Source organism: Flavobacterium kochi (assembly GCF_048286715.1).
In the GTDB taxonomy this organism is placed as follows: Bacteria; Bacteroidota; Bacteroidia; order Flavobacteriales; family Flavobacteriaceae; genus Flavobacterium.
In genome coordinates, this window is sequence record NZ_JBLVPW010000001.1 from 100,326 (window position 1) to 121,188 (window position 20,863).

General features: G+C 34.2%; 16 protein-coding genes. 7 read left to right on the plus strand and 9 right to left on the minus strand.

Annotated features, from left to right (window positions below):
• Positions 1-77 precede the first annotated feature (77 nt).
• From ACNQGH_RS00510 to ACNQGH_RS00530, 5 genes are all read left to right on the plus strand, one after another.
• Positions 78-557, plus strand: a complete 480-nt coding sequence (locus ACNQGH_RS00510) for a GNAT family N-acetyltransferase (RefSeq protein WP_417954024.1) — start codon at positions 78-80, stop codon at positions 555-557.
• 28 nt (positions 558-585) lie between these two features.
• Positions 586-1,842: an aspartate kinase gene (locus ACNQGH_RS00515; RefSeq protein WP_417954025.1), complete on the plus strand. Its 1,257-nt coding sequence runs from the start codon at positions 586-588 to the stop codon at positions 1,840-1,842.
• Positions 1,843-1,925: 83 nt separating this feature from the next.
• Positions 1,926-5,354, plus strand: coding sequence for a hypothetical protein (locus ACNQGH_RS00520; RefSeq protein WP_417954026.1), 3,429 nt, complete (start codon positions 1,926-1,928; stop codon positions 5,352-5,354).
• Between the two features lie 86 nt (positions 5,355-5,440).
• Positions 5,441-6,112, plus strand: coding sequence for a hypothetical protein (locus ACNQGH_RS00525; protein WP_417954027.1), 672 nt, complete (start codon positions 5,441-5,443; stop codon positions 6,110-6,112).
• Positions 6,113-6,288: 176 nt separating this feature from the next.
• Positions 6,289-7,350 carry a glycosyltransferase gene (locus tag ACNQGH_RS00530; protein ID WP_417954028.1) on the plus strand — a complete coding sequence of 354 codons (1,062 nt, stop codon included), beginning with the start codon at positions 6,289-6,291 and terminating at the stop codon, positions 7,348-7,350.
• A gap of 132 nt (positions 7,351-7,482) precedes the next feature.
• Here the strand turns inward: ACNQGH_RS00530 and phoU are convergent, their stop codons facing one another.
• From phoU to ACNQGH_RS00575, 9 genes are all read right to left on the minus strand, one after another.
• On the minus strand, positions 7,483-8,145 hold the full coding sequence (gene phoU, locus ACNQGH_RS00535) for a phosphate signaling complex protein PhoU (protein ID WP_417954029.1): 663 nt from the start codon (positions 8,143-8,145) through the stop codon (positions 7,483-7,485).
• A gap of 83 nt (positions 8,146-8,228) precedes the next feature.
• Positions 8,229-8,987, minus strand: coding sequence for a phosphate ABC transporter ATP-binding protein PstB (gene pstB, locus ACNQGH_RS00540; protein WP_417954030.1), 759 nt, complete (start codon positions 8,985-8,987; stop codon positions 8,229-8,231).
• Positions 8,988-9,035: 48 nt separating this feature from the next.
• The gene (pstA, locus tag ACNQGH_RS00545) at positions 9,036-9,980 is read right to left on the minus strand and encodes a phosphate ABC transporter permease PstA (RefSeq protein WP_417954031.1); all 945 of its coding nucleotides are present in this window, start codon (positions 9,978-9,980) and stop codon (positions 9,036-9,038) included.
• A gap of 3 nt (positions 9,981-9,983) precedes the next feature.
• Positions 9,984-11,192 carry a phosphate ABC transporter permease subunit PstC gene (pstC, locus tag ACNQGH_RS00550; protein ID WP_417954032.1) on the minus strand — a complete coding sequence of 403 codons (1,209 nt, stop codon included), beginning with the start codon at positions 11,190-11,192 and terminating at the stop codon, positions 9,984-9,986.
• An 83-nt stretch (positions 11,193-11,275) separates the two neighbouring features.
• Positions 11,276-12,109 carry a phosphate ABC transporter substrate-binding protein gene (locus ACNQGH_RS00555; protein WP_417954033.1) on the minus strand — a complete coding sequence of 278 codons (834 nt, stop codon included), beginning with the start codon at positions 12,107-12,109 and terminating at the stop codon, positions 11,276-11,278.
• Between the two features lie 77 nt (positions 12,110-12,186).
• Entirely contained in the window at positions 12,187-13,020 is an 834-nt protein-coding gene (locus ACNQGH_RS00560; protein WP_417954034.1) for a phosphate ABC transporter substrate-binding protein, read from the minus strand.
• A gap of 31 nt (positions 13,021-13,051) precedes the next feature.
• Entirely contained in the window at positions 13,052-14,404 is a 1,353-nt protein-coding gene (locus tag ACNQGH_RS00565; RefSeq protein ID WP_417954035.1) for a hypothetical protein, read from the minus strand.
• A gap of 142 nt (positions 14,405-14,546) precedes the next feature.
• Positions 14,547-15,674, minus strand: a complete 1,128-nt coding sequence (locus ACNQGH_RS00570) for an ATP-binding protein (RefSeq protein WP_417954036.1) — start codon at positions 15,672-15,674, stop codon at positions 14,547-14,549.
• Positions 15,675-15,743: 69 nt separating this feature from the next.
• Positions 15,744-16,427 carry a response regulator transcription factor gene (locus ACNQGH_RS00575; RefSeq protein ID WP_417954037.1) on the minus strand — a complete coding sequence of 228 codons (684 nt, stop codon included), beginning with the start codon at positions 16,425-16,427 and terminating at the stop codon, positions 15,744-15,746.
• 227 nt (positions 16,428-16,654) lie between these two features.
• Here ACNQGH_RS00575 and ACNQGH_RS00580 point away from each other — a divergent pair, with 227 nt between their 5' ends.
• Together ACNQGH_RS00580 and ACNQGH_RS00585 are read left to right on the plus strand one after the other, a co-directional pair.
• A complete protein-coding gene (locus ACNQGH_RS00580; protein ID WP_417954038.1) occupies positions 16,655-19,456 on the plus strand; it encodes a TonB-dependent receptor in 2,802 nt (933 codons plus the stop codon).
• 195 nt (positions 19,457-19,651) lie between these two features.
• Positions 19,652-20,842 (plus strand): hypothetical protein, encoded by a 1,191-nt coding sequence (locus ACNQGH_RS00585; RefSeq protein ID WP_417954039.1) that lies wholly within the window; start codon positions 19,652-19,654, stop codon positions 20,840-20,842.
• Positions 20,843-20,863 lie beyond the last annotated feature (21 nt).

Genomic DNA, 20,863 nt, shown 5'->3' on the forward strand with positions numbered 1-20,863 from the left:
ATTTGCTGATAAAATAGTTGAATAATGTGTAGAAAATGCTTTATTTTGAGCAATTCAACCATTAAAAATAAGAATTTATGAATATCAGAAAAGGAAATCCCGAAGACATGGAAGCGGTATTAGGACTTATTCAAGAGTTAGCAGACTTTGAAAAAGAGCCTGATGCAGTTCTTATCACCGTTGACGATTTGGTTCGCGATGGTTTTGGTACAACTCCTTTATTTCATGTTTTTGTAGCCGAAGTGGAATCAGAAATTGTGGGTATTGCTTTGTATTATTATCGTTATTCTACCTGGAAGGGAAAGATAATCCATCTGGAAGATTTAGTGGTAAAAGATAAAATGCGCGGAACCGGATTGGGCTATGCTTTGTATTCTGAAATCATCAAGCAAGGAAAAAGAGATAATGTTCGAAGAATTGACTGGCATGTCCTTGACTGGAACACTCCTGCTATTGAATTTTATGAAAAATCAGGAGCAAAAGTTCTTAAAGATTGGCATGTGACACAAATGGATGAAGCAGGAATTAACTATTTTGTAGATAATAGATTGAAATAAAATTACAAATTTTTTTGTTTAAGAAAGTATGAGAGTATTCAAATTTGGTGGTGCTTCTGTAAAAGATGCTGCAGGGATAAAAAACGTATATGACGTTTTACAAAAAGTAGGTTATGAGGATGTATTATTGGTTGTTTCTGCAATGGGGAAAACTACGAATGCCCTTGAACTAGTGATAAAAAATTATTTTGATAAGTCGGCTGAATTAAATTCATCTGTTCAGGAAGTAAAAAAATACCACAATCAAATTCTGATGGATTTGTTTGAAGAAGAAAAGAACGAAGTTTTTACTGCGGTAAACAATCAATTTTCTGACCTAGAATACTTTTTAGCACATAATAAATCGCCCAATTATAATTTCGTTTACGATCAAATCGTAAGTTATGGTGAATTGATATCTACCACTATCCTGAGTCATTTTATGAGCTTTATGGGAATAAAAACGCAGTGGCTGGATGTGCGAAATTTTATAAAAACCGATGCTACTTATAGAGATGCGGAAGTAGATTGGGAATTGACACAAAAGAATATTGCCAAAAACGTAAAAAGAAAAATATTAAATATTACTCAAGGGTTTCTGGGTTCTGACGAAAATAACTTTACTACTACTTTAGGTCGTGAAGGTTCCGATTATACTGCTGCAATTTTTGCTTATTGCCTGAATGCGGAAAGTGTAACTATCTGGAAAGATGTTCCTGGAGTTATGAATGCTGACCCTAGATATTTTGAAAATGCAAGTTTACTAAACCAAATTTCGTACCGTGAAGCGATTGAATTAGCTTTTTATGGTGCTACGGTTATCCACCCGAAAACCTTACAGCCTTTACAAAAAAAAGAAATTCCTTTGTTTGTAAAATCATTTATTAATCCTTTATTACCAGGCACTCGTGTTGCCAAAGGTGCCGATTTAGAGCCTTACTTACCTTGTTTTATTGTCAAAAGAAACCAACTCCTGATTTCGCTTTCGTCAATAGATTTCTCTTTCATCATGGAAGAAAATATCAGCGAAATTTTTGCTTTGTTTCACCAATTTAAAATAAAAGTGAATTTGATTCAAAATTCCGCAATTAGCTTCTCCGTTTGCGTTGAGGACAAATTTGAAAATTTTAAAGATTTGAATGCTATTCTTTCGAAAAAATTCAAAGTGGAATTTGACGAAAATGTTACTTTATATACCATTAGGCATTTTAATGATAAAGCCGCAGCAACTGTTGAAGAAAACAAAACTGTTTTACTGAAACAAGTGAGTCGCGAGACCATGCAGATCGTAACAAAAGAAAGTTAGAAAATCTTTTTATTGTAAAGTTTCTACTTGTACTTATTGTTTTACAGAATACACTACTTTTGATCCATAGACGTTATTTATCTATGTTGAAAAAACTAGTGTTTTTGTTTGTAATAATGTGCTTTTCCGGACTACAAGCCCAGGAAACTAACTCATTATACAAAACAAAAAAAATCCCCGTTGCTCGTGATACCATTCATCTTGAAAATGAAAGCCTCAATTCCAGTTTTTTCAAAGTGCTTGATGCCAATAACAACCCTATAGACACTGCATTTTATAAAATAGATTTCCAGAAAGCAATCTTGCTTTTTAAGAAAATCACTCAAACATCAGATTCTATAACGGTTCACTATCTCAAATTTCCTGAAATCCTAACCAAAGAATATCGTTTTTACGACCCCAGCCGAATGGTAAGCAATCAAGCCGCTTCGGGGAATTTATATAAAATTGAAACCAATCCAGTCAAAAAAAACATCCCCTTTGACGGATTAAACACCTCTGGAAGCATCACGCGTGGAGTTACTGTCGGCAACAATCAAAATACCGTTTTAAATTCAAATCTAGATTTACAAATAACAGGAAAATTATCTGAAAAAGTGAGCCTCAGGGCTTCATTGCAAGACAGTAATATCCCGTTGCAAGATGGTGGCTATTCCCAAAAGCTAGATCAATTTGATAACGTTTTTATGGAGCTTTTTAGTGACAAATGGAACATTAGAGCAGGAGATGTCTTTCTTGAAAACAAAAAAACGCAGTTCCTTAATTTCAATAAAAAAGTACAAGGGCTCTCCACAGCTTTTGACTTTGGAACGGAAGACAATAAAACCAATGTTTTTGCATCGGTAGCCTTAGTAAAAGGTCAATATGCCAAAAGTAATTTTGTTGGTCAGGAAGGCAATCAGGGTCCGTATAAATTAAAAGGTCAAAATGGCGAATTGTATGTCCTTGTCATTTCAGGCTCGGAACGGGTTTATGTAAACGGAATTGTATTGAAACGAGGTGAAAATAATGACTACACCATTGATTATAATGCGGGAGAAATTGTATTTACTCCACTTTTTACCATTACTTCCGAAATGCGAATCGCAATCGAATACCAATATTCAGATCGAAATTACTCTCGATTCGTAACTTATGCCGGAGCTTCACATGAAAATGAAAAATGGAGCTTTGGAGGCTATTTGTATTCCGAAAGTGATTTGAAAAATCAACCCTTACAGCAAAACCTTTCTCAAGAACAAGCCCAGATTTTAGTGGGTGCAGGGGACAATCCGGATTTGATGACCGCACCTTCGGCTTATGCGGATTCCTATTCTTACAATAAAATATTGTACAGAAAAACAACAATTAATTCGACAGAAATTTTAGAATATTCAAACAATCCCGAAGACAGATTGTTCAATGTGCGATTTACTTTTGTTGGAACAAACAATGGAAACTACCTCTTAAAAAATGCAGCTGCTAATGGCCGAATTTATGAATATACCCAACCAATTAATGGCATTCCACAAGGAAATTATGAACCAATAATACAATTAGTGGCTCCAACAAAAATTCAGGTGGCCACCTTTTCAGGAAAATACAAACCGACAGAAAAAACATCATTTAATTATGAAATAGGAATCAGCAACAATGACAAAAATATTTTCTCTTCGTTAGATGATTCGGAAAACCAAGGATTGGCAGCTAAAATGAATGCGAAACAACGCCTGCTTTCAAAAAGTTGGAATATTGATGCTTTCGCAAGTTATCAATTTATACAGAAAAATTTCAGATCTGTAGAACGTCTTTACAGCATCGAATTTAATCGAGATTGGAATTTAGGCATTACAGCTACAGGAAATCAAAGCTTATTAGTTTCGGGCTTACATTTCGAGTTAAATCCAAAAGCAAATACCCAAAACAACGGATTGATAAACTATCAATTTGAAAAATTGGATTTTTCAGAAAGTTTTTCGGGAAGCCGCCATTCTATTGACGGAGAATTTAAACTGCGAAACTGGATTGTTCAAAATCATGGTAGTTTCTTAAAAAGTGATGGTGTCGAATCATCTTCAAAATTTTATAGAAACCAAACTCAGACGCGTTATCACTTTAGCAAGAATTGGATTGGCACCAGCCTAAGATTAGAAGACAATCAGGAAAAAATAAAAGCTACAAATCAATTTTCCACTTTAAGCCAAAGATTTACTGAATACAGTTTTTTCGCGGGGCGAGGCGACAGTTCTAAGGTTTTTGTCGAATTAGGTTATTTAAGACGGAAAAATGACAGCTTACAGCATGGATTGCTTCAGCGTGTCAATGCATCCCAAACCTATTTTTTAAAATCGAAACTAATTCAAACAAAGAAAAATGATTTAACCGCTTATGTGAATTACAGAGTATTTGATTTTGCAGATCCAACAAAGAAAAAAGAATCCTCTTTAAATTCTAGAATCGTGTATACGGATCGTTTTTTCAATCAATTGATTCAAAGCACAACGGTCTATGAAACCAACTCAGGAAGTATACCCCAACAGGAATTTACGTACTTGGAAGTTTCGGCAGGACAAGGTGTTTATACGTGGAACGACTATAATGCTAACGGAATTCAGGAATTGCAAGAATTTGAAATTGCTCCTTTTATCGATCAGGCAAAATACATTCGGATATTCTTACCGAACAGAATTTACATAAAAACACATCAAAATAAGTTCTCCCAATCCCTAACTATAAATCCAAATCAATGGCAAAATGAACTTGGCTTAAAAAAATTACTATCTTATTTTTATGATCAGGCCTCCTTTATAACTGATCGAAAAATAAAAAGTGAAGGCAATAATTTCGAATTAAATCCTTTTAGTGCGTCTAAAAAAAATGTCTTAGGATTGAATTCCAGTTTCAGGAATAGTTTGTTTTATAATCGAGGGAAACAAAAACATTCTGTAACCTATACCTATTTGCAAAATCAAACGAAGAATCTGTTATCAATAGGAACTCAAGAAGCAAAAAACAGTTCTCATCAACTACAATATACCAACTTATACAAGAAAAGCTGGCTGTTAAATTTTTTCGCAAAAACAATTCAAACCGCTGTTGAATCTGAAAATTTCCCTGAAAAAAACTATACTATTAACGGATATGAATTGGCTCCAAAAATCAGTTATTTATTCTCCAAAAACACCAGTTGCGACTTATTTTATGAATTACAAAACAAAAAGAATCAGATTGGCATTTTAGAGCAGCTGGTACAAAATCGCTTCGGAACTTCCTTTTCTTATTCCAGCGACAAAAAATTCACCATGAATGGAGAAGTTTCCTTTTATCACAATAAATTCACTGGAAATGAATTCTCTTCTGTAGGATTTCAAATGTTGGAAGGATTGCAAACGGGACAAAACATGACCTGGAGGTTATTGCTACAAAAAAATCTGACACAATTTTTAGATATAAATTTGAATTATCAAGGAAGAAAAAGTGAATCCAGCCAGACCATTCATACTGGAAATGTGCAACTAAGAGCTTATTTTTAAGTTTTTAGCTTAATTATTCAGAAAAAAATTATTAAATTTATTCTAAATAATCTATTGATAACACCAACTTTAAAAACACTAACATCATGAAAAAATTATTGTTCCTATGTTTTGTATTTATTTTATCTGGAAACTTTTACGCACAAGAAACAGCTGCTGAAAAGAAAGCTGCAAAAGCAAAAACCGAAAAAGCAGCAGCTGCAAAGACAAAAAAAGAGGCAAAGGCGAAAGCTGCCAAAACTGAAAAAGTAGCTGAAGCAAAAGCTGCCAAAGCTGAAAAAGCAGCTACAGCGAAAGCTGATAAAGTAAAAAGCGAGTCAAAGTCCAAAGCGGCTAAAACTAAAAGCGATGCAAAGGAGACGGCCTCTAAAACTGAAAAAGCGGCAAAAGACAAAGCCGACAAAGTAAAAAATGAGACAAAATCCAAAGCCACAACAACTAAAAAAGAAGCTAAAGACAAAGCAGAACAAAAGGCAAAAACTTCAAAAGCGACAGCAGACAAATTAGACGCTAAAGTAAAAGAAAAAGCGGCTGTAGGTAAGACTAAAGCTAAGGTTACCGAGACCACCGCCAAAGTAAAAGATGCAGGTAAAAAAACAGAAAAAAAAGCTGTAAAAGTTAAAGAAACCAATGAAAAAGCCCCAAAAGTACCGGATAGGATAACTGGAGAATACAATGGTAAAAAAGTATATACAGGTCCCAGAGGTGGAAAATATTACATCAACAAAAACGGAAACAAAACCTATATCCAAGAATAATATTTTTTAATTGTAAAAAAGAGGCTGTTCCAATAAAATGAGCAGCCTCTTTCTATTTAACAAATTACTGAATACATTTTCCGAAATAAATTAATAGTTTGGTAATGCCTTAGCAATATAAAAAACCGCTTGTTTGAGTAACTTTCAAATTTAAAATAACGAACCAATATCGCTAAATGGATTTGAATACTAATAAGACTATTTTGATTGCTCCATTAAATTGGGGCCTGGGTCACGCTACCCGCTGCATTCCTGTTATTAAGGCTTTACAAGACAATAATTACATCCCAATAATTGCTTCCGATGGTATTGCACTGGAATTATTGCGAAAAGAATTTCCCTATTTGCGAACACTGGAATTACCTTCATACGAAATAGAATATTCTAAAAATGGCAAAAACTTCAAATGGAAATTATTGCAAAATTGCCCAAAAATGATTGAAGCCATTTGGGCTGAAAAAAAATTAGTAAAGAAATGGATTAAGAAATATTCCATTGATGGCGTAATATCTGATAATCGGCTTGGGGTATTTAGCCAAAAAGTACCTTCGGTATTCATGACACATCAATTGAATGTAATGACGGGGAATACCACATGGATTACCAGTATGCTTCATCAGCATATTATAAAAAAATATGCTGAATGTTGGGTTCCGGATTTGGAAGGAACCCCAAATTTGACGGGCAAATTAGGACATATAAAAAAGGCAGATTTTGTAACTAAATACATTGGACCATTAAGCAGATTGCAAAAGAGAGAGAGTCCAAAAAAATATGATTTGATGGTCATTTTATCTGGACCCGAACCTCAACGAGGCATGCTGGAAGATAAATTAAGAACCGAAGTCCTGAAATATAATGGGAAGGTAGTTTTTATAAAAGGGATTATAGAAAAAGACCAAATAAAGGAACAAATTGCCAATATCACCTATTATAATTTTATGAATACAAGACAACTCGAACAAACTTTTAACGAAAGTGATACCGTATTATGCAGGTCTGGGTATACCACAATTATGGACTTGGCAAAACTAGACAAAAAAGCTTTTTTCATTCCTACTCCCGGCCAATATGAGCAAGAATATCTGGCAAAAAAATTAAAAAAAGAAGGCTTGGTTCCTTATGCGGAACAAAACGATTTTACAATCGAAAACCTTGAAGAAATTGAGTTATACAAAGGTCTGCCACAATTGGAAACAGCATTACACTGGAAAACCTTGTTTCAGATTTTTGAATAGAATCAATAATTGCATTTTTTTACAATGAAAAAACACACTAATTAAAATACTTTCAAAGTATATAATTAGTGTGTTTTAAAAAAATAGCTGAATTAACGCTGATTATCTGTATCGGATCAATCCTCCAATTTCTTATCTCCAAATTTTTTCGTGTTTGATAATTTTGGCATTAATCATGAAATAAACATACTCTGCAATATTGGTACAATGCTCAGAAATACGCTCTAAATGTTTTAAAACAATCACAAGATTTGTTCCTGAAACTACCGTCTTAGAATTTGACTTCATTTCATTGATGATATTATGTATTGCATCGTCACATTCATTTTTTATGGTATTATTCAAAACGAAGATCTCACCAATCGTGTTTTCATCACGCGTCAGAAAACATTCATTCGTTTTTATTGTGATCACCTCAACGTGTCTAGCTATATCCGTAATATTAAACTTAACAATTAGGTCATGTTTATCTTTAATGTTCTTAGATTTTTTTATGATGCTTATCGCCAAATCGCCTATTCTTTCTATCTCATTGCTGATTTGCATCGCCGACATAATAAAACGTAAATCAGAAGCGACCGGCTGTTGCAAAGCAAAAATACTTTGACAAATCTCATCAATCTTAACATCTAATTTGTCTATCTTATTTTCTGTTTTTTTTACTTCTTTACCTTCAACAATAGGTTCTGACAGCAACGCATTTACCGAGCCTCCTACCTGATTTTCTGCAAGTTTCCCAATTTTTATGATTACATTCTTTAGTTTTTCTAATTCTATTTCGAAGTGTGACGCCATATTTTTTTATTTAAAATTAAAGATTTATAAAATTTACAAAACCAGATCAAGACTAAAAAATCCTGTTCCAATTTGCGCACTTTTTATCCAAATCTTCCTGTGATATAATCTTCCGTTTGTTTTTGCTCTGGTTTAGTAAATATAGCATTAGTTTTACCAATTTCGATCAATTCCCCTAAGTAAAAAAAGGCAGTGTAATCACTAGTTCTCGCCGCTTGTTGCATGTTATGGGTAACAATAATTATGGTGTACTGCTCTTTTAATTCATGAACCAACTCCTCGATTTTCGAGGTAGATATTGGATCCAAAGCACTTGCAGGCTCATCCATAAGAATAATGTCTGGGCTTACAGCCAATGTTCTTGCAATACAGAGTCTTTGTTGTTGTCCTCCTGAAAGTCCTAAAGCTGAATCTCCTAGTCTGTCCTTTACTTCCTCCCAAATAGCAGCTTGTTTCAAAGAAGTTTCTACTATTTCGTCTAATTGGGTTTTGTCTTTTATCCCATTAATTTTCGGACCATACGCAACATTCTCATAAATGGATTTTGGAAATGGATTTGATTTTTGAAAAACCATTCCAATTTTTTTCCTGATATTAACAACATCAACGTCTTTATTATAAATATCAACGCCTTCCACAAGCATATTTCCAGTTATTCTCACATCCGGAATAAGGTCATTCATTCTGTTGATACATCTAAGAAAAGTAGATTTCCCACAACCGGAAGGACCAATCAAAGCAGTTACTTTGTTAGCCGGAATTTGCATTGAAATCTCCTTTAATGCTTTTTTTTCTCCATAGTACAATGACAAATCATTTACTTGAATTTTTATGTCTTTCATGTCTTTTTTATTATGTCTAAAATATAATTTATTCGGTAGATTCCAAAATTATTTTGCCCTTCTTCTAATTCTAGATCTAATAATTACTGCAATTACGTTTAAGGATAAAGTAAGGATTAACAGTACTAATGTTGTAGCAAACTGTATCGGCATTGTTTTTTCCACATCAGATGATTGCGTTGCCATAATATAAATATGGTATCCCAAATTCATAAATTGATCGCTCAAAGAGCCTGGTAAAGTTGCCAGATAGTAAGCTGCTCCGGTAAATAAAATAGGAGCTACTTCACCCGCACCTCTGCTTACTGCCAGAATTGTCCCTGTCATAATCCCAGAAATAGATCCCGGAAGCACCACATTTTTTATTGTTTGCCATTTTGTCGCGCCTAATGCCAAACTTGCCTCACGCAATTCGCGAGGAATAGTTTTCAGCGCTTCTTCTACAGAAACAATAATAACTGGTAAAGTAAGTAATGCCATGGTTAAACTAGCCCAAAGAATATTGGGTTGTCCCCAATGTAATTCCCCTCCATTAAAAGCTTTATCAACTCCACCTCCTACAAACTGGATAAAAAATCCAAGACCAAAAAGACCAAATATTATCGAAGGCACAACGGCTAATGTTCGTACAGAAAACCGAACTGCTGCCGCAAATTTTGAATTTTCTTTTGCATATTCTGTCAAATAAATAGCAGTAATCGTCCCGAAAGGAACTGCAGCAATCGACATGACGACAACCAATATGAAAGTACCTATCAAAGCGGGAAATATCCCTCCTTCAGTCATACCATTCGTTGGAAACGAACTGATAAATTCCCATGAAAATCTTTCACGTCCTTCATAGATTATAATCCCCAGTATAATAAAAAGAATAGTAATAATAGTGATAACTGCAAGTTGAGTAATCCCAATAATTAATTTCCCTTTTATGTCCGAACCCTTTTTCTTAGTTGAGAAAAAAGAATTTTCTGTTTCGTTTATAGTTGTGTTCATGATTTATTTACCTTGGAATTTTTTAATTAATTTCCCTTTTACATAGAACTCTGCAACGGCATTTAAAGCAAAAGAAAAAATGAAAAGTAATGAGCCAATAAAAAACAGAACGCTATAGTGGGTTTCACCAAAAACAGTTTCGGCCATTTCAGCTCCAATTGTTGCAGCAAAAGTTCGCACACTTTCAAAAGGATTTGAAGACAATAAAGCTGCATTTCCTGTAGCCATTAATGCAATCATAGTTTCCCCAAAAACCCTGCCTACTCCCAAGAGTAACGCGGCAAAAATTCCTGGTGTAGCAGCTGGCAATATGACAAAAAAAGCAGTTTGCCATTTACTGGCACCTAATGCTAAACTTGCCTCAGTAAATGTTTTTGGTACTGCAGAAAGTGCATCTTCAGAAATGGTATAAATGATTGGTATTGCAGCTAATGCCATAGCAACTCCACCTACAAAAGCGTTTAATCTTGATTCGTAACCAAAGACGTCCTGAAAGAAAGTTGCCAAAACCATCAAAGCGAAAAATCCAATAACCACCGATGGAAAAGCGGCAAGCATTTCTATGATAGGCTTAATGATTTCCTTTGTTCTTTTAGATGCAAAGCAAGAAGTGTAAAGTGCAGCCAGGACCGATATAGGGCCCGCAATAAGCATTGCGATTATCGTAACTTTTAAAGTTCCTATAAGCAAACCTAAAAGACCAAATCTTGGATGCTCGGAAACAGGAACCCATTCCGTTGTAAAAAACGTACTCCAAGTCTTATCAGCTCCATCATTATCCGCTGTAACCGTGTCCGGTTTTTCTTCCGAGGATGCAATAGCAGGATCTGCTTTTACATCGCCATAGCTCTCCGGCTTTAAGTCCTCCTGAGTTGCCGGCTCTGAACCGTAGGTTTCTGGTTTTAATTCCTCTGTAGGTGCAGCACCATAAGATTCCGGTTTTAATTCTTCAGCGGGTGCAGCACCATAGGATTCTGGTTTTGAACCTGAATCAGAAGCTGTTCCTATTTCCGTTTTTACGGTCTTGTCTTTCCCAAAATTAAAAATTGGCAGGGACTCTTTAAAAACAAAAATGAAGATTAAAAAAATTATTGCAATAGATAAAAAAGCAATCGAAGATATAATTTTTTCGGCTAGAAACTCAGAAAGCCTGAATTGCTTTTTCAAACTCTCTTTTGTGAAACTTTGATTTCTTGGAAATTGGGAATTCATTTGATTTATTTAGTAATTCATATGTATTTTTAATACAAATATCTCCCATTAAACATTGCAGAAAATGAGAGATATTTTAAATACTATTTTAACGGATAGTACCCTACACTTACAATAATTTTTTGTCCCTCAGGGCCAAGAATCCAATCCAGAAAAGCTTTCGTTTCTCCGGTTGGTTTTGCTTTCAGATACATATACAAATACCTTGAAATTGGGTATGTCTTGTTTTTTATGGTAGCGGCAGTTGGCAAAAAACCTTTACTTTTAGCATCTTTTTTTACTTTACAATCTTTAACCCCTTCTGCATAAGCAGCTCCTCCATATCCAATACTGTACTTATCTTTCTTAACTGAATTCACAATGGCAGCGGTCCCAGGCAAAGTTTGACATGTTGGAGAAAAATCAGTTTTCACAACATGTTCTTTGAAGAATTCAAAAGTCCCTGAACTGCTCTCTCTTCCATATAATCTAATTTTCGCATCCGCTCCCCCTACTTGTTTCCAGTTTGTTATCTTTCCAGAAAAAATATCTCCTAACTGCTGTATTGTCAGTTCCGAAACACTATTTCCCTTATTAAGAAACACAGACAAACCATCTTTAGCACAGGCAATCTCAACACCGCTTGTTTTGTATTTGGACTTTAATTTTGCTACTTCCGATGATTTTATAGGACGACTCGCATTGGCAATATCCGTAGAACCATTTATAAGAGCCGCTAATCCCACTCCTGATCCTCCCCCAGTTACCTGGACGATTGCACCGGGATGTTTTTTCATATAAATTTCCGCCCATTTTTGGGACAAAATCACCATTGTATCTGAACCTTTTACCGTAATCTTATTCAAACTCGTAAAAGAAAAACCTAAAGCCATTACTAACAATAAGGCAACTACTAATTTTAATTTTGCTGATTTCATTTTTGCGTTTTTAGGTATTTAAGACCAAAAAATATCCCTTGCCTGAAATAGCCTGACAAGGGATAAAAATTTAAATGTTATTTTAGAGGAAAATAACCAACAGAGGTAATTATTTTTTGTCCTTCTGGACTTAAAATCCAATCAATAAAAGCTTTAGTTTCTCCTGTTGGTCTTGATTTCAAATACATGTACAAGTACCTTGTGATTGGATACGTTTTGTTTTTTATAGTTTCAGCGGTTGGATAAATCCCTGGGCTTTTATCGTCCTTCTTAACTTTACAATCTTTAACGCCTTCTGCATAGGCAGCTCCACCATAACCTATTCCGTATTTATCTTTTTTTACCGCATTTACAATTGCCGCAGTACCTGGTAAAGTTTGACAGTTTGGAGAAAAATCAGTTTTTACCACATTGTCTTTAAAAAATCCAAAAGTTCCTGAGCTATTCTCTCTACCGTATAATTTTATTCCGGCATCTGCACCACCTACTTCTTTCCAGTTTGTAATTTTACCGGAAAAAATTTGACCAATTTGTTTTAGGGTAAGTTCCGAAACACCGTTAGCTTTATTCAAATAAACTGACAATCCGTCTTTTGCACAAGGAATCTCAACACCTAATGTGCTGTATCTTGCTTTTAACTTTTCCACTTCAGAAGCTTTGATAGGACGACTTGAATTTGCAATATCAGTTGATCCATTTATCAACGCTGCAAGACCTACTCCGGATCCACCACCAGTAACTTGAATCGTTGTTCCCGGATGTTTTTGCATGTATACTTCAGCCCATTTTTGTGATAAAATAACCATGGTATCAGAACCTTTAACTGTTATTTTATTTAATGAAGTAAAAGAAAATCCTACTGCCATAACAACCAATAAAATAGCTGCTAATTTAATTTTTGTTGTTTTCATTTTATTTTTTTTATTGTATTAAAATCTTGAATTAAAATCCAGCTTGAATTCTAATTGTAAATGTGTTATCTAATTTATCTTTTATATAATCACCACCAACTGTGGTACTTTTTTCATTAATTGGCAAACTATAACCTGCCACAATTTTCACATTATCATCGTAAAAATATTGCCAAGAAAATGACCAGTTATCATACTTCAAATCTTCTTTAATAGTCACTGTATTTCCTGCTAAATGTCTGTTTGGATCCCAGCTATCATATCGAATAGCGACTTGATTGCTTTTTCCAATATTTTTCACCAAAGTTGCATAGTAACCTGAAAAATCCCGGATACCATTAAAATTAAAACTAGGATTACTGTTAGCAACTGGCAATGCTGTAGTTGATTTTTCTCCTGATATTATTCCAGAAATATATTCTCCTTTAAGAGACATTCCTCCAAGAAAATCATAGTAAACTCTCATTTCGCCACCAAACCATCTTTTTTGGAAACTATCCCCTACTTTAGCCGTGAAATCCTTATTATTTGCATCACTAAAGGTTCCGGCTTGTAAAACAGTTGTATTACCTAAATACGTATGAGCTCCTAAATCAATTCCCAAACCTTTAGAAGGAAACTTAAAAGAATAAACCCCTCTGATCATGACGTCTTTCTTGTTATCTACGTCTCTAAGATTATTTGTCAAAGAACCTTCTCCATAATTTCCGTTAAAAACTGCTAACTGAAACTTAAATGGAATCTCATATTTAGTTTCTAAATCCATTTCGATTTTTGCCCCTAAATCTCTTTCCTGCGGATACAAAATTCCTGACATTCTGCTTCTTTCCAACAATTCTCTTGAGCGAGAAGAAAACTCTACTTCATAACTCGTTCTGTTGAACTGTCCTAAAAATAATTTGAATGTTTGCATCCATCGATCATTTAACTGAACATAAGCATCTCTTAAAGTAACTTTATCAAAAGCATAATCCGGTTGAATTACAAATACCGCACCAGTAACTGGCTCATAGGTTAATTTTACGCGTGCTCTTCTGATAAAAAAAGTGTTTTTTATCGGCACAGCAGTTGTAGATGGTCCTGGTCCAATATTGTCTTGATAATTATACATTTCGTACTGCGCCTGTAAGTATCCAGAAAATTTAATTTTGGTTAATTTTCCCAAATCACTATCCATAAGCGAAAGTCTTTCGTCTAAACCTGAAAATTTCATGGAATGTTCATCGATAGATTCCTTTAAAGATTCTATGGTTACTGTTTTAACTGAATCAATACTGGTCTCTAAAGAATCGACTGTTACTGCTTTAATAGTATCACTCTTAACATCTTGTGCATTAGCCAACACTGAAGTCATAACTAAAACTGCAAATAAAATTTTTTTCATCGTTGTTATATGATTAATTTTTTTGCAAAGGTGATACAGTTATGTTACGCTAATGTTAACAAATTATTATGTTGGTGATAAATTATCGTTTCGTTAATGTTTCCAATCCCTATTTGTAGGATTTCTTTATAGTAATTCAGATTTACTGCTTTTTTAGTTTATTAATTTTAAGTGCTTTACTTAGAATTTGATCTGGTTCAGGCTCTATTTTTTTTAATCTTGCCTTCTCAATGGTAAAGGAAAATTCAGAGCCAATTCCAAACTCACTTTCTACATATATTTTTTCTTTATGCGCTTCTATAATGTGTTTTACAATTGCCAACCCTAAACCTGAACCTCCCTCTGAACGTGACCCACTTTTGTCTACTCTGTAAAAACGTTCAAAAAGCCTTGGGATATTTTGTTTCTCAATTCCTTCTCCATTATCGGTTATTCGAACCAAAATCTTTTTCTTGGTTAAATTGACAACGGCAACTTCAGTAAAACCACCCTCTTTACCATACTTTATGGAATTTACAATTAGGTTTTCAACGACTTGTTGTATCTTGTCTTTATCCCCATGCACGAAAATAGGCTGTATGTGATAATTCTCGAAAGCCAGCGTAATTTTCTTTTTATCGGCTTTCATTTCCAACAAATCAAAAACGTTTTGTATCAATTCCACAATATCAAATTCAGAAAAGTCCAGATTCAAATCACCCGATTCCAGTTTGGTAATCATATCCAAATCTTCCACGATATAAATTAATCGCTCTACTCCTTTTTCGGCACGTTTTAAATATTTTTTCCGAACCGCTTTATCATCCATTGCTCCGTCAAGAAGAGTAGACAAATAGCCCTGAACCATAAACAAAGGGGTCTTAAGTTCATGCGAAACATTCCCAAGAAATTCTCTTCGGTATTCTTCCCGAATCTGCAGCATTTCGATTTCCAGCTTTTTATCGGTGGCAAACTTCTTAACTTCTCGCGTCAGGGTTTCCATATCAGTAGTAATAGGCTGATTTATAAAAGTACTGGATTCCAATAACGAAACATCATCATATATTTTTTTTACGCGTCTGTAAATAAACCGTTCGACACGATATTGCAAAACCAAAAAAGAAAACAAATAAATGATCAGAAGACAAACAATTCCAAATAACGATAAATTATTTACTTTCGAGCCAAAGAATAGTAGTACCATTAGCATAACAAATCCAGTAGCAAAAAGGCTAATGAATAAAGCAGACTTTAGAGCAAACTTATAGGTTTTCTTAAAATTTATTTTCATCGATTTCACATCTCGCTTTGAAAGCGATCAGAATTTTGCAATTTATTTTTCTTATAAAAGTAGGTGTAATTACACTTCAAATTTATATCCTACTCCTTTAATGGTTTTGAATAAATCTTCCCCTATTTTCTCTCGTAATTTTCTGATGTGAACATCTATGGTTCTTCCGCCGACTACGACTTCATTCCCCCAGACTTTATCTAAAATTTCATCGCGTTTGAAAACTTTTCCAGGCTTTGAAGCCAACAAGTAAAACAATTCAAATTCTTTTCGAGGCAAGGCAATCTCCACATTGTCTTTTCTTATTTTATATTCTTCCCGATTGATCTCGATTCCTCCTACGTTAAGCGTCTCACTGTTTTGCTCTTGTTCTTTCACGCGTCTTAACAATGCTTTTACCTTGCTGACCAGTAGTTTTGGCTTTATAGGTTTTGTAATATAATCATCGGCACCAGCATCAAAACCAGCCACTTGAGAATAGTCTTCACTTCTTGCCGTAAGGAAAGTAATAATCACATTATTCAGTTCCGGTATTTTTCTAATATTTTCACAGGCTTCCATTCCATCCATCTCCGGCATCATTACATCCATGATGATCAGGTCCGGCAATTCTTTTTTGGCTTTTATAATAGCTTCTTTTCCGTTTGCTGCCGTAAATATCTGATATCCCTCCTGAGTAAGATTATACCCTACAATTTCTAAAATATCCGGCTCATCATCAACTAGCAAAATCTTTGTGTTTCTTTTTTTCATAAATAGAAAAATTATATTAATCTGATGGAATCTACCCCTGAAGATGTTCAGTGATTTTTGATTCCGATTGTAAATATAACAATAAAAGAATCGTTTAAAAATCACATTAACCGTAATTTAATATGTTAACGATTTAATAATACACACGAAACTAAATGGTAATAATCAAGTAACTTTTACTTTACAAAGCGGACATTACTTTGCATAAAAATAAAACATACAAAAAAATGAAATTTAGAATATTGTTTATAGCATTATTAATTACAACTTTTTCTTATTCACAGTATAAAGGTACCATTTCCGGAATCCTAACTGACAAAGATGCTAACAATCAATCATTGCCATTTGCAAACGTACTTATAAAAGGAACCAATATAGGAACTAATACCGATGTTGATGGTAAATATACTATCGCTATGGTAGCGGGAAATTATACTGTTCAATTCAGTTTCTTAGGTTACGAATCTGTAGAAATTCCCGTAACTGTAGTAGCAAATGAAACTGCAACAGTAAATCAAGCTATTGGCTCAGGAAGCTATAAATTAGACGACGTTGTTATAAAATCTAATGTAAGCAGAGAAAAAGAAACTGCATTGCTGCTTGACCAAAAGAAGGCAGTTGTAATAAAACAAAGCATTGGTGCCCAAGAAATGGCTCGCAAAGGAGTTAGCGATGTAGAGGAAGGCCTTACAAAAATAACAGGAATTACAAAAGTAGGCTCAAGAGGTTTATTTGTACGTGGACTGGAAGACCGCTACAATAACTTACTGATAAATGATTTAGCTGCACCGACCAACAATCCTTTCAAAAAAATAATCCCATTAGACTTATTTTCTACTGATATCGTAGGTGTTATTGAAGTATACAAAACTTTTAACCCAAATATTTATGGTGATTTTGCCGGAGGAACTTTTAACATTCAAACCTCTAAAGGTTCAAAAAGCATAACTAAATTGAATGTTGGAATTGGCTACACTGTAAATAACAATTTAGAAAAGTTTTTAATTTCTAAAGATGCCAATTCCACAAAAGGATTCTTTGGTCTGACCGGAAACGACAGAAAACTTCCAGCATTACTGGGAAACACCCCTTCAAGCTACACGCTTACTGCTGATCAATCTTTAAGGTCTTTTAAAAGTGGATTTGATGTTTCAAAAATTAACAGTCCTTTAAATTCAAGTATTGGTTTTCTTCATTCAGAAAAATTCAACCTGAAAGACGACAAAACTTTTTCTTATTTACTTTCCATCAATTTCGACAACAATTATTCTATTAGAAACGGAGTGGAAAGAACGTTCACCAACAATCCTTCCGGATTTACGTATAGAAACGACTTCGACAATACAGAATACCGATACAAAACATCATTGTCTTCTTTGGTAGGATTGAATTATACTACAGACAGATTAAAACTTTCTTACAATACGCTTTTTATCAGAACCACTGAGAATTTAATTAAAGATCAATTTGGAGTTGCTGATTCAAACTCAAGCAACAATAACACTTTAATTAGAACCAATCAATTAGATGAATCTAATTATTTAAACAACCAGTTATTGGGTGAATATGCTTTGAATGAAGATAAAAGTCAAAATATAAAAGCGGCAGTTTCGTATGCGGTTACTAAATATGCACAACCCGACAGAAAATTCTTTTCAGGAACAAGATCAGGAACAGACGACATATTAGTTTCTGTTGCCGGAAATAATTTCATCAAACAGTACTTGGATATTTCTGGTGATTCCTATTTTTCAGGATTGGGAGAATACACTTTGAAATTTGGCAAAACTGAAAAAAATAATATTTTAACAGCTGGATATAATGGAAACATGTCTGATATGACCTCATCATATCGTTTTATAACACCAATAAACAATAGTGCTCCAAACAGCTTCAGCACACCATTGAATACGGTAGACACTCAATTGAATAACTACATTACTTCAAATGCTGTTAGTTTTAGAGAAAGTTCCAATGCAACGTATCAGGCAAAACTAAAGGAAACTGCTAATGCCGGTTATGCTAACTTACTTTACAAATTTGGAGAAAAATGGGAATTGAATGGCGGAATCCGTTTAGAAAGTACCCTGAGAGAAACAAAGTACAGAACTCAAGGTTCTTTCTCAGACCCATTTAAAACTTTAAAATACGACAACTTGTATATTTTACCCGCTTTAAATGTGAAATACGGTTTGAACGAAAATTCGAATCTGCGTTTTGCCACTGGAAAAACATATACAAGACCGGTAGTAATGGAATCTTATCCTATCGAGTATATCAATGCTGACGGAACATCAACAAAAGGAAATCCATTTTTAAAAAATAGCAACAACTACAATGTTGATTTAAAATATGAATTATTCCCAACATCAAAAGAAGTTTTTGTACTTGGATTGTTTGGTAAAAAAATCGATCAGCCTATCGAAAGAACATTCATATCTAATGCTGCAAATTCAACCATCACGACTTATTTAAATTCTGACAATGCGGTTTTGTACGGAGCAGAAATTGAACTTCTATTCGATTTTGCAAGAATAAACGAAAGTCTATCCGATTTCTCTTTTGGGTTCAACACTTCTTTAATGCACACGAAAGTAGATGTGAAGCCAACAACTACTGATAGTGACGGCAATGTGACAACATCAATTGAAACTTTTAAAACGAGAGAACTTCAAGGAGCCTCAAAATGGTTAATCAACTCCGATTTAAAATACCAATTCGACTTAAGTGAATCTTGGAGTAACACCGTTTCATTAGTTTATTCAGTATTTGGAAAAAGAATTTATGCTGTGGGAACGGGAGGACTGGATCATATTTACGAACTGCCGGTTCAACAGTTGGATTTTATTTGGAGTAGCAAATTATCAGATCATTTTGATTTAAAATTTAGTGCTGATAATCTACTTGATCCTATGCGAAAATCCGAACAAGGAAATAATGGAACTTCAATTATAGTTGAAAATTCGAACATAACAAACAGCTATAAAAAAGGAAGAGGGTTTTCTATAAATTTAGGATATACTTTTTAACATAATAACACATAACACCAAAAGCTCTATTTATTAGGGCTTTTTTTATGTTTAAAACTCACATAACACCCTTAACATTCCCTTCACATTCTGGTGGTTTTTTAGTAACCGTATTGTAATATTCCCCTAACACCTTTTATGAAGCTATTCCATAATTTTGACAAAAATATAAAACAATAAATAATACAATAAACTATGAAAACTAAATTTTTTGCTTTAGCACTTGCTACAGGGTTATTTCTAAATTCTTGCTCAAGTAGTGATGATCCAACTCCTGTTACACCACCAGCAACAGGCGAAATCACAGGTACAATAACTGCAAATAAAACTTTTGCATACGGAAATTATACTTTAAAAGGTATTGTTAAAGTTGCTTCAGGAGTAACCGTAACTTTCGATGCCGGTTCTACAATTACAGCTAATAAAACTACTGGAGACAACGCATTAGTTGTTTTAAACGGAGGAAAATTAAACATCAACGGTACAGCTGACAAACCAGTTGTATTTACAGAGGCATCTGCAATTCCAGGTTCTTGGGGAGGAATCATCATATATGGTGACGCTCCAATCAAAGCTATTGGTGGTGTGACTACTTCTACTTCAGAAGATGGAAATGCTTTACCATACGGAGGAACAAATGCTGCCCACAACGGAGGTTCATTAAATTATGCTAGAGTTGAATATGCGGGAGCAAAACTAGCTGACGGAACAAAAGAAAATAATGGATTTACATTTTATTCAGTAGGTTCAGGAACAACATTAGACCACTTAGTTTCTTACAAAGGTGCAGATGATGGATATGAATTTTTTGGAGGGACTGTAAGTATGACAAACGCCATTTCTTATGGTAACTACGATGATGCTTTTGACTGGCAAGATGGATGGCAAGGTCAAAACAACAGTAACTGGTATGCTTACCAAACGGGTAAAGGGAATTTCGGAATGGAAGTTGAATGTTCTAACAACAACAATGCATTCTTTCCAAAAGTAACTAATATCACTTTAAAAAGAGAAGCAGGGTGTGTGCCAGAAGTTGCTGGTGATGTTCAAGTTGATGCTTTCCAATTCAAAAAAGAAGGAAATGGAGATTACAGCAACATCATTATTTCAGGATATGGAAATTACACTGAAGGAACAACTGTTTACAACGGTGCTGCAGTAAAAATCCAAGATGCTACTACAAACACAAATCAAGTTAATGGATCAAAATTAAAATTAACTAATGTGACTATCTCTTCAACTACACAAGTTGTACCTGTAGGAGCAACTTCAGCGATTGTAGTTAATTTCCCAGTTGGTAATTTTACATCAACTACATCTGCAACAGGTGCTTCATTGACTGCTGGCACATGGGCATCAGTTGGTGGCACTAGCTTGATTAAATAATTTGAACTAAAATATAATGTA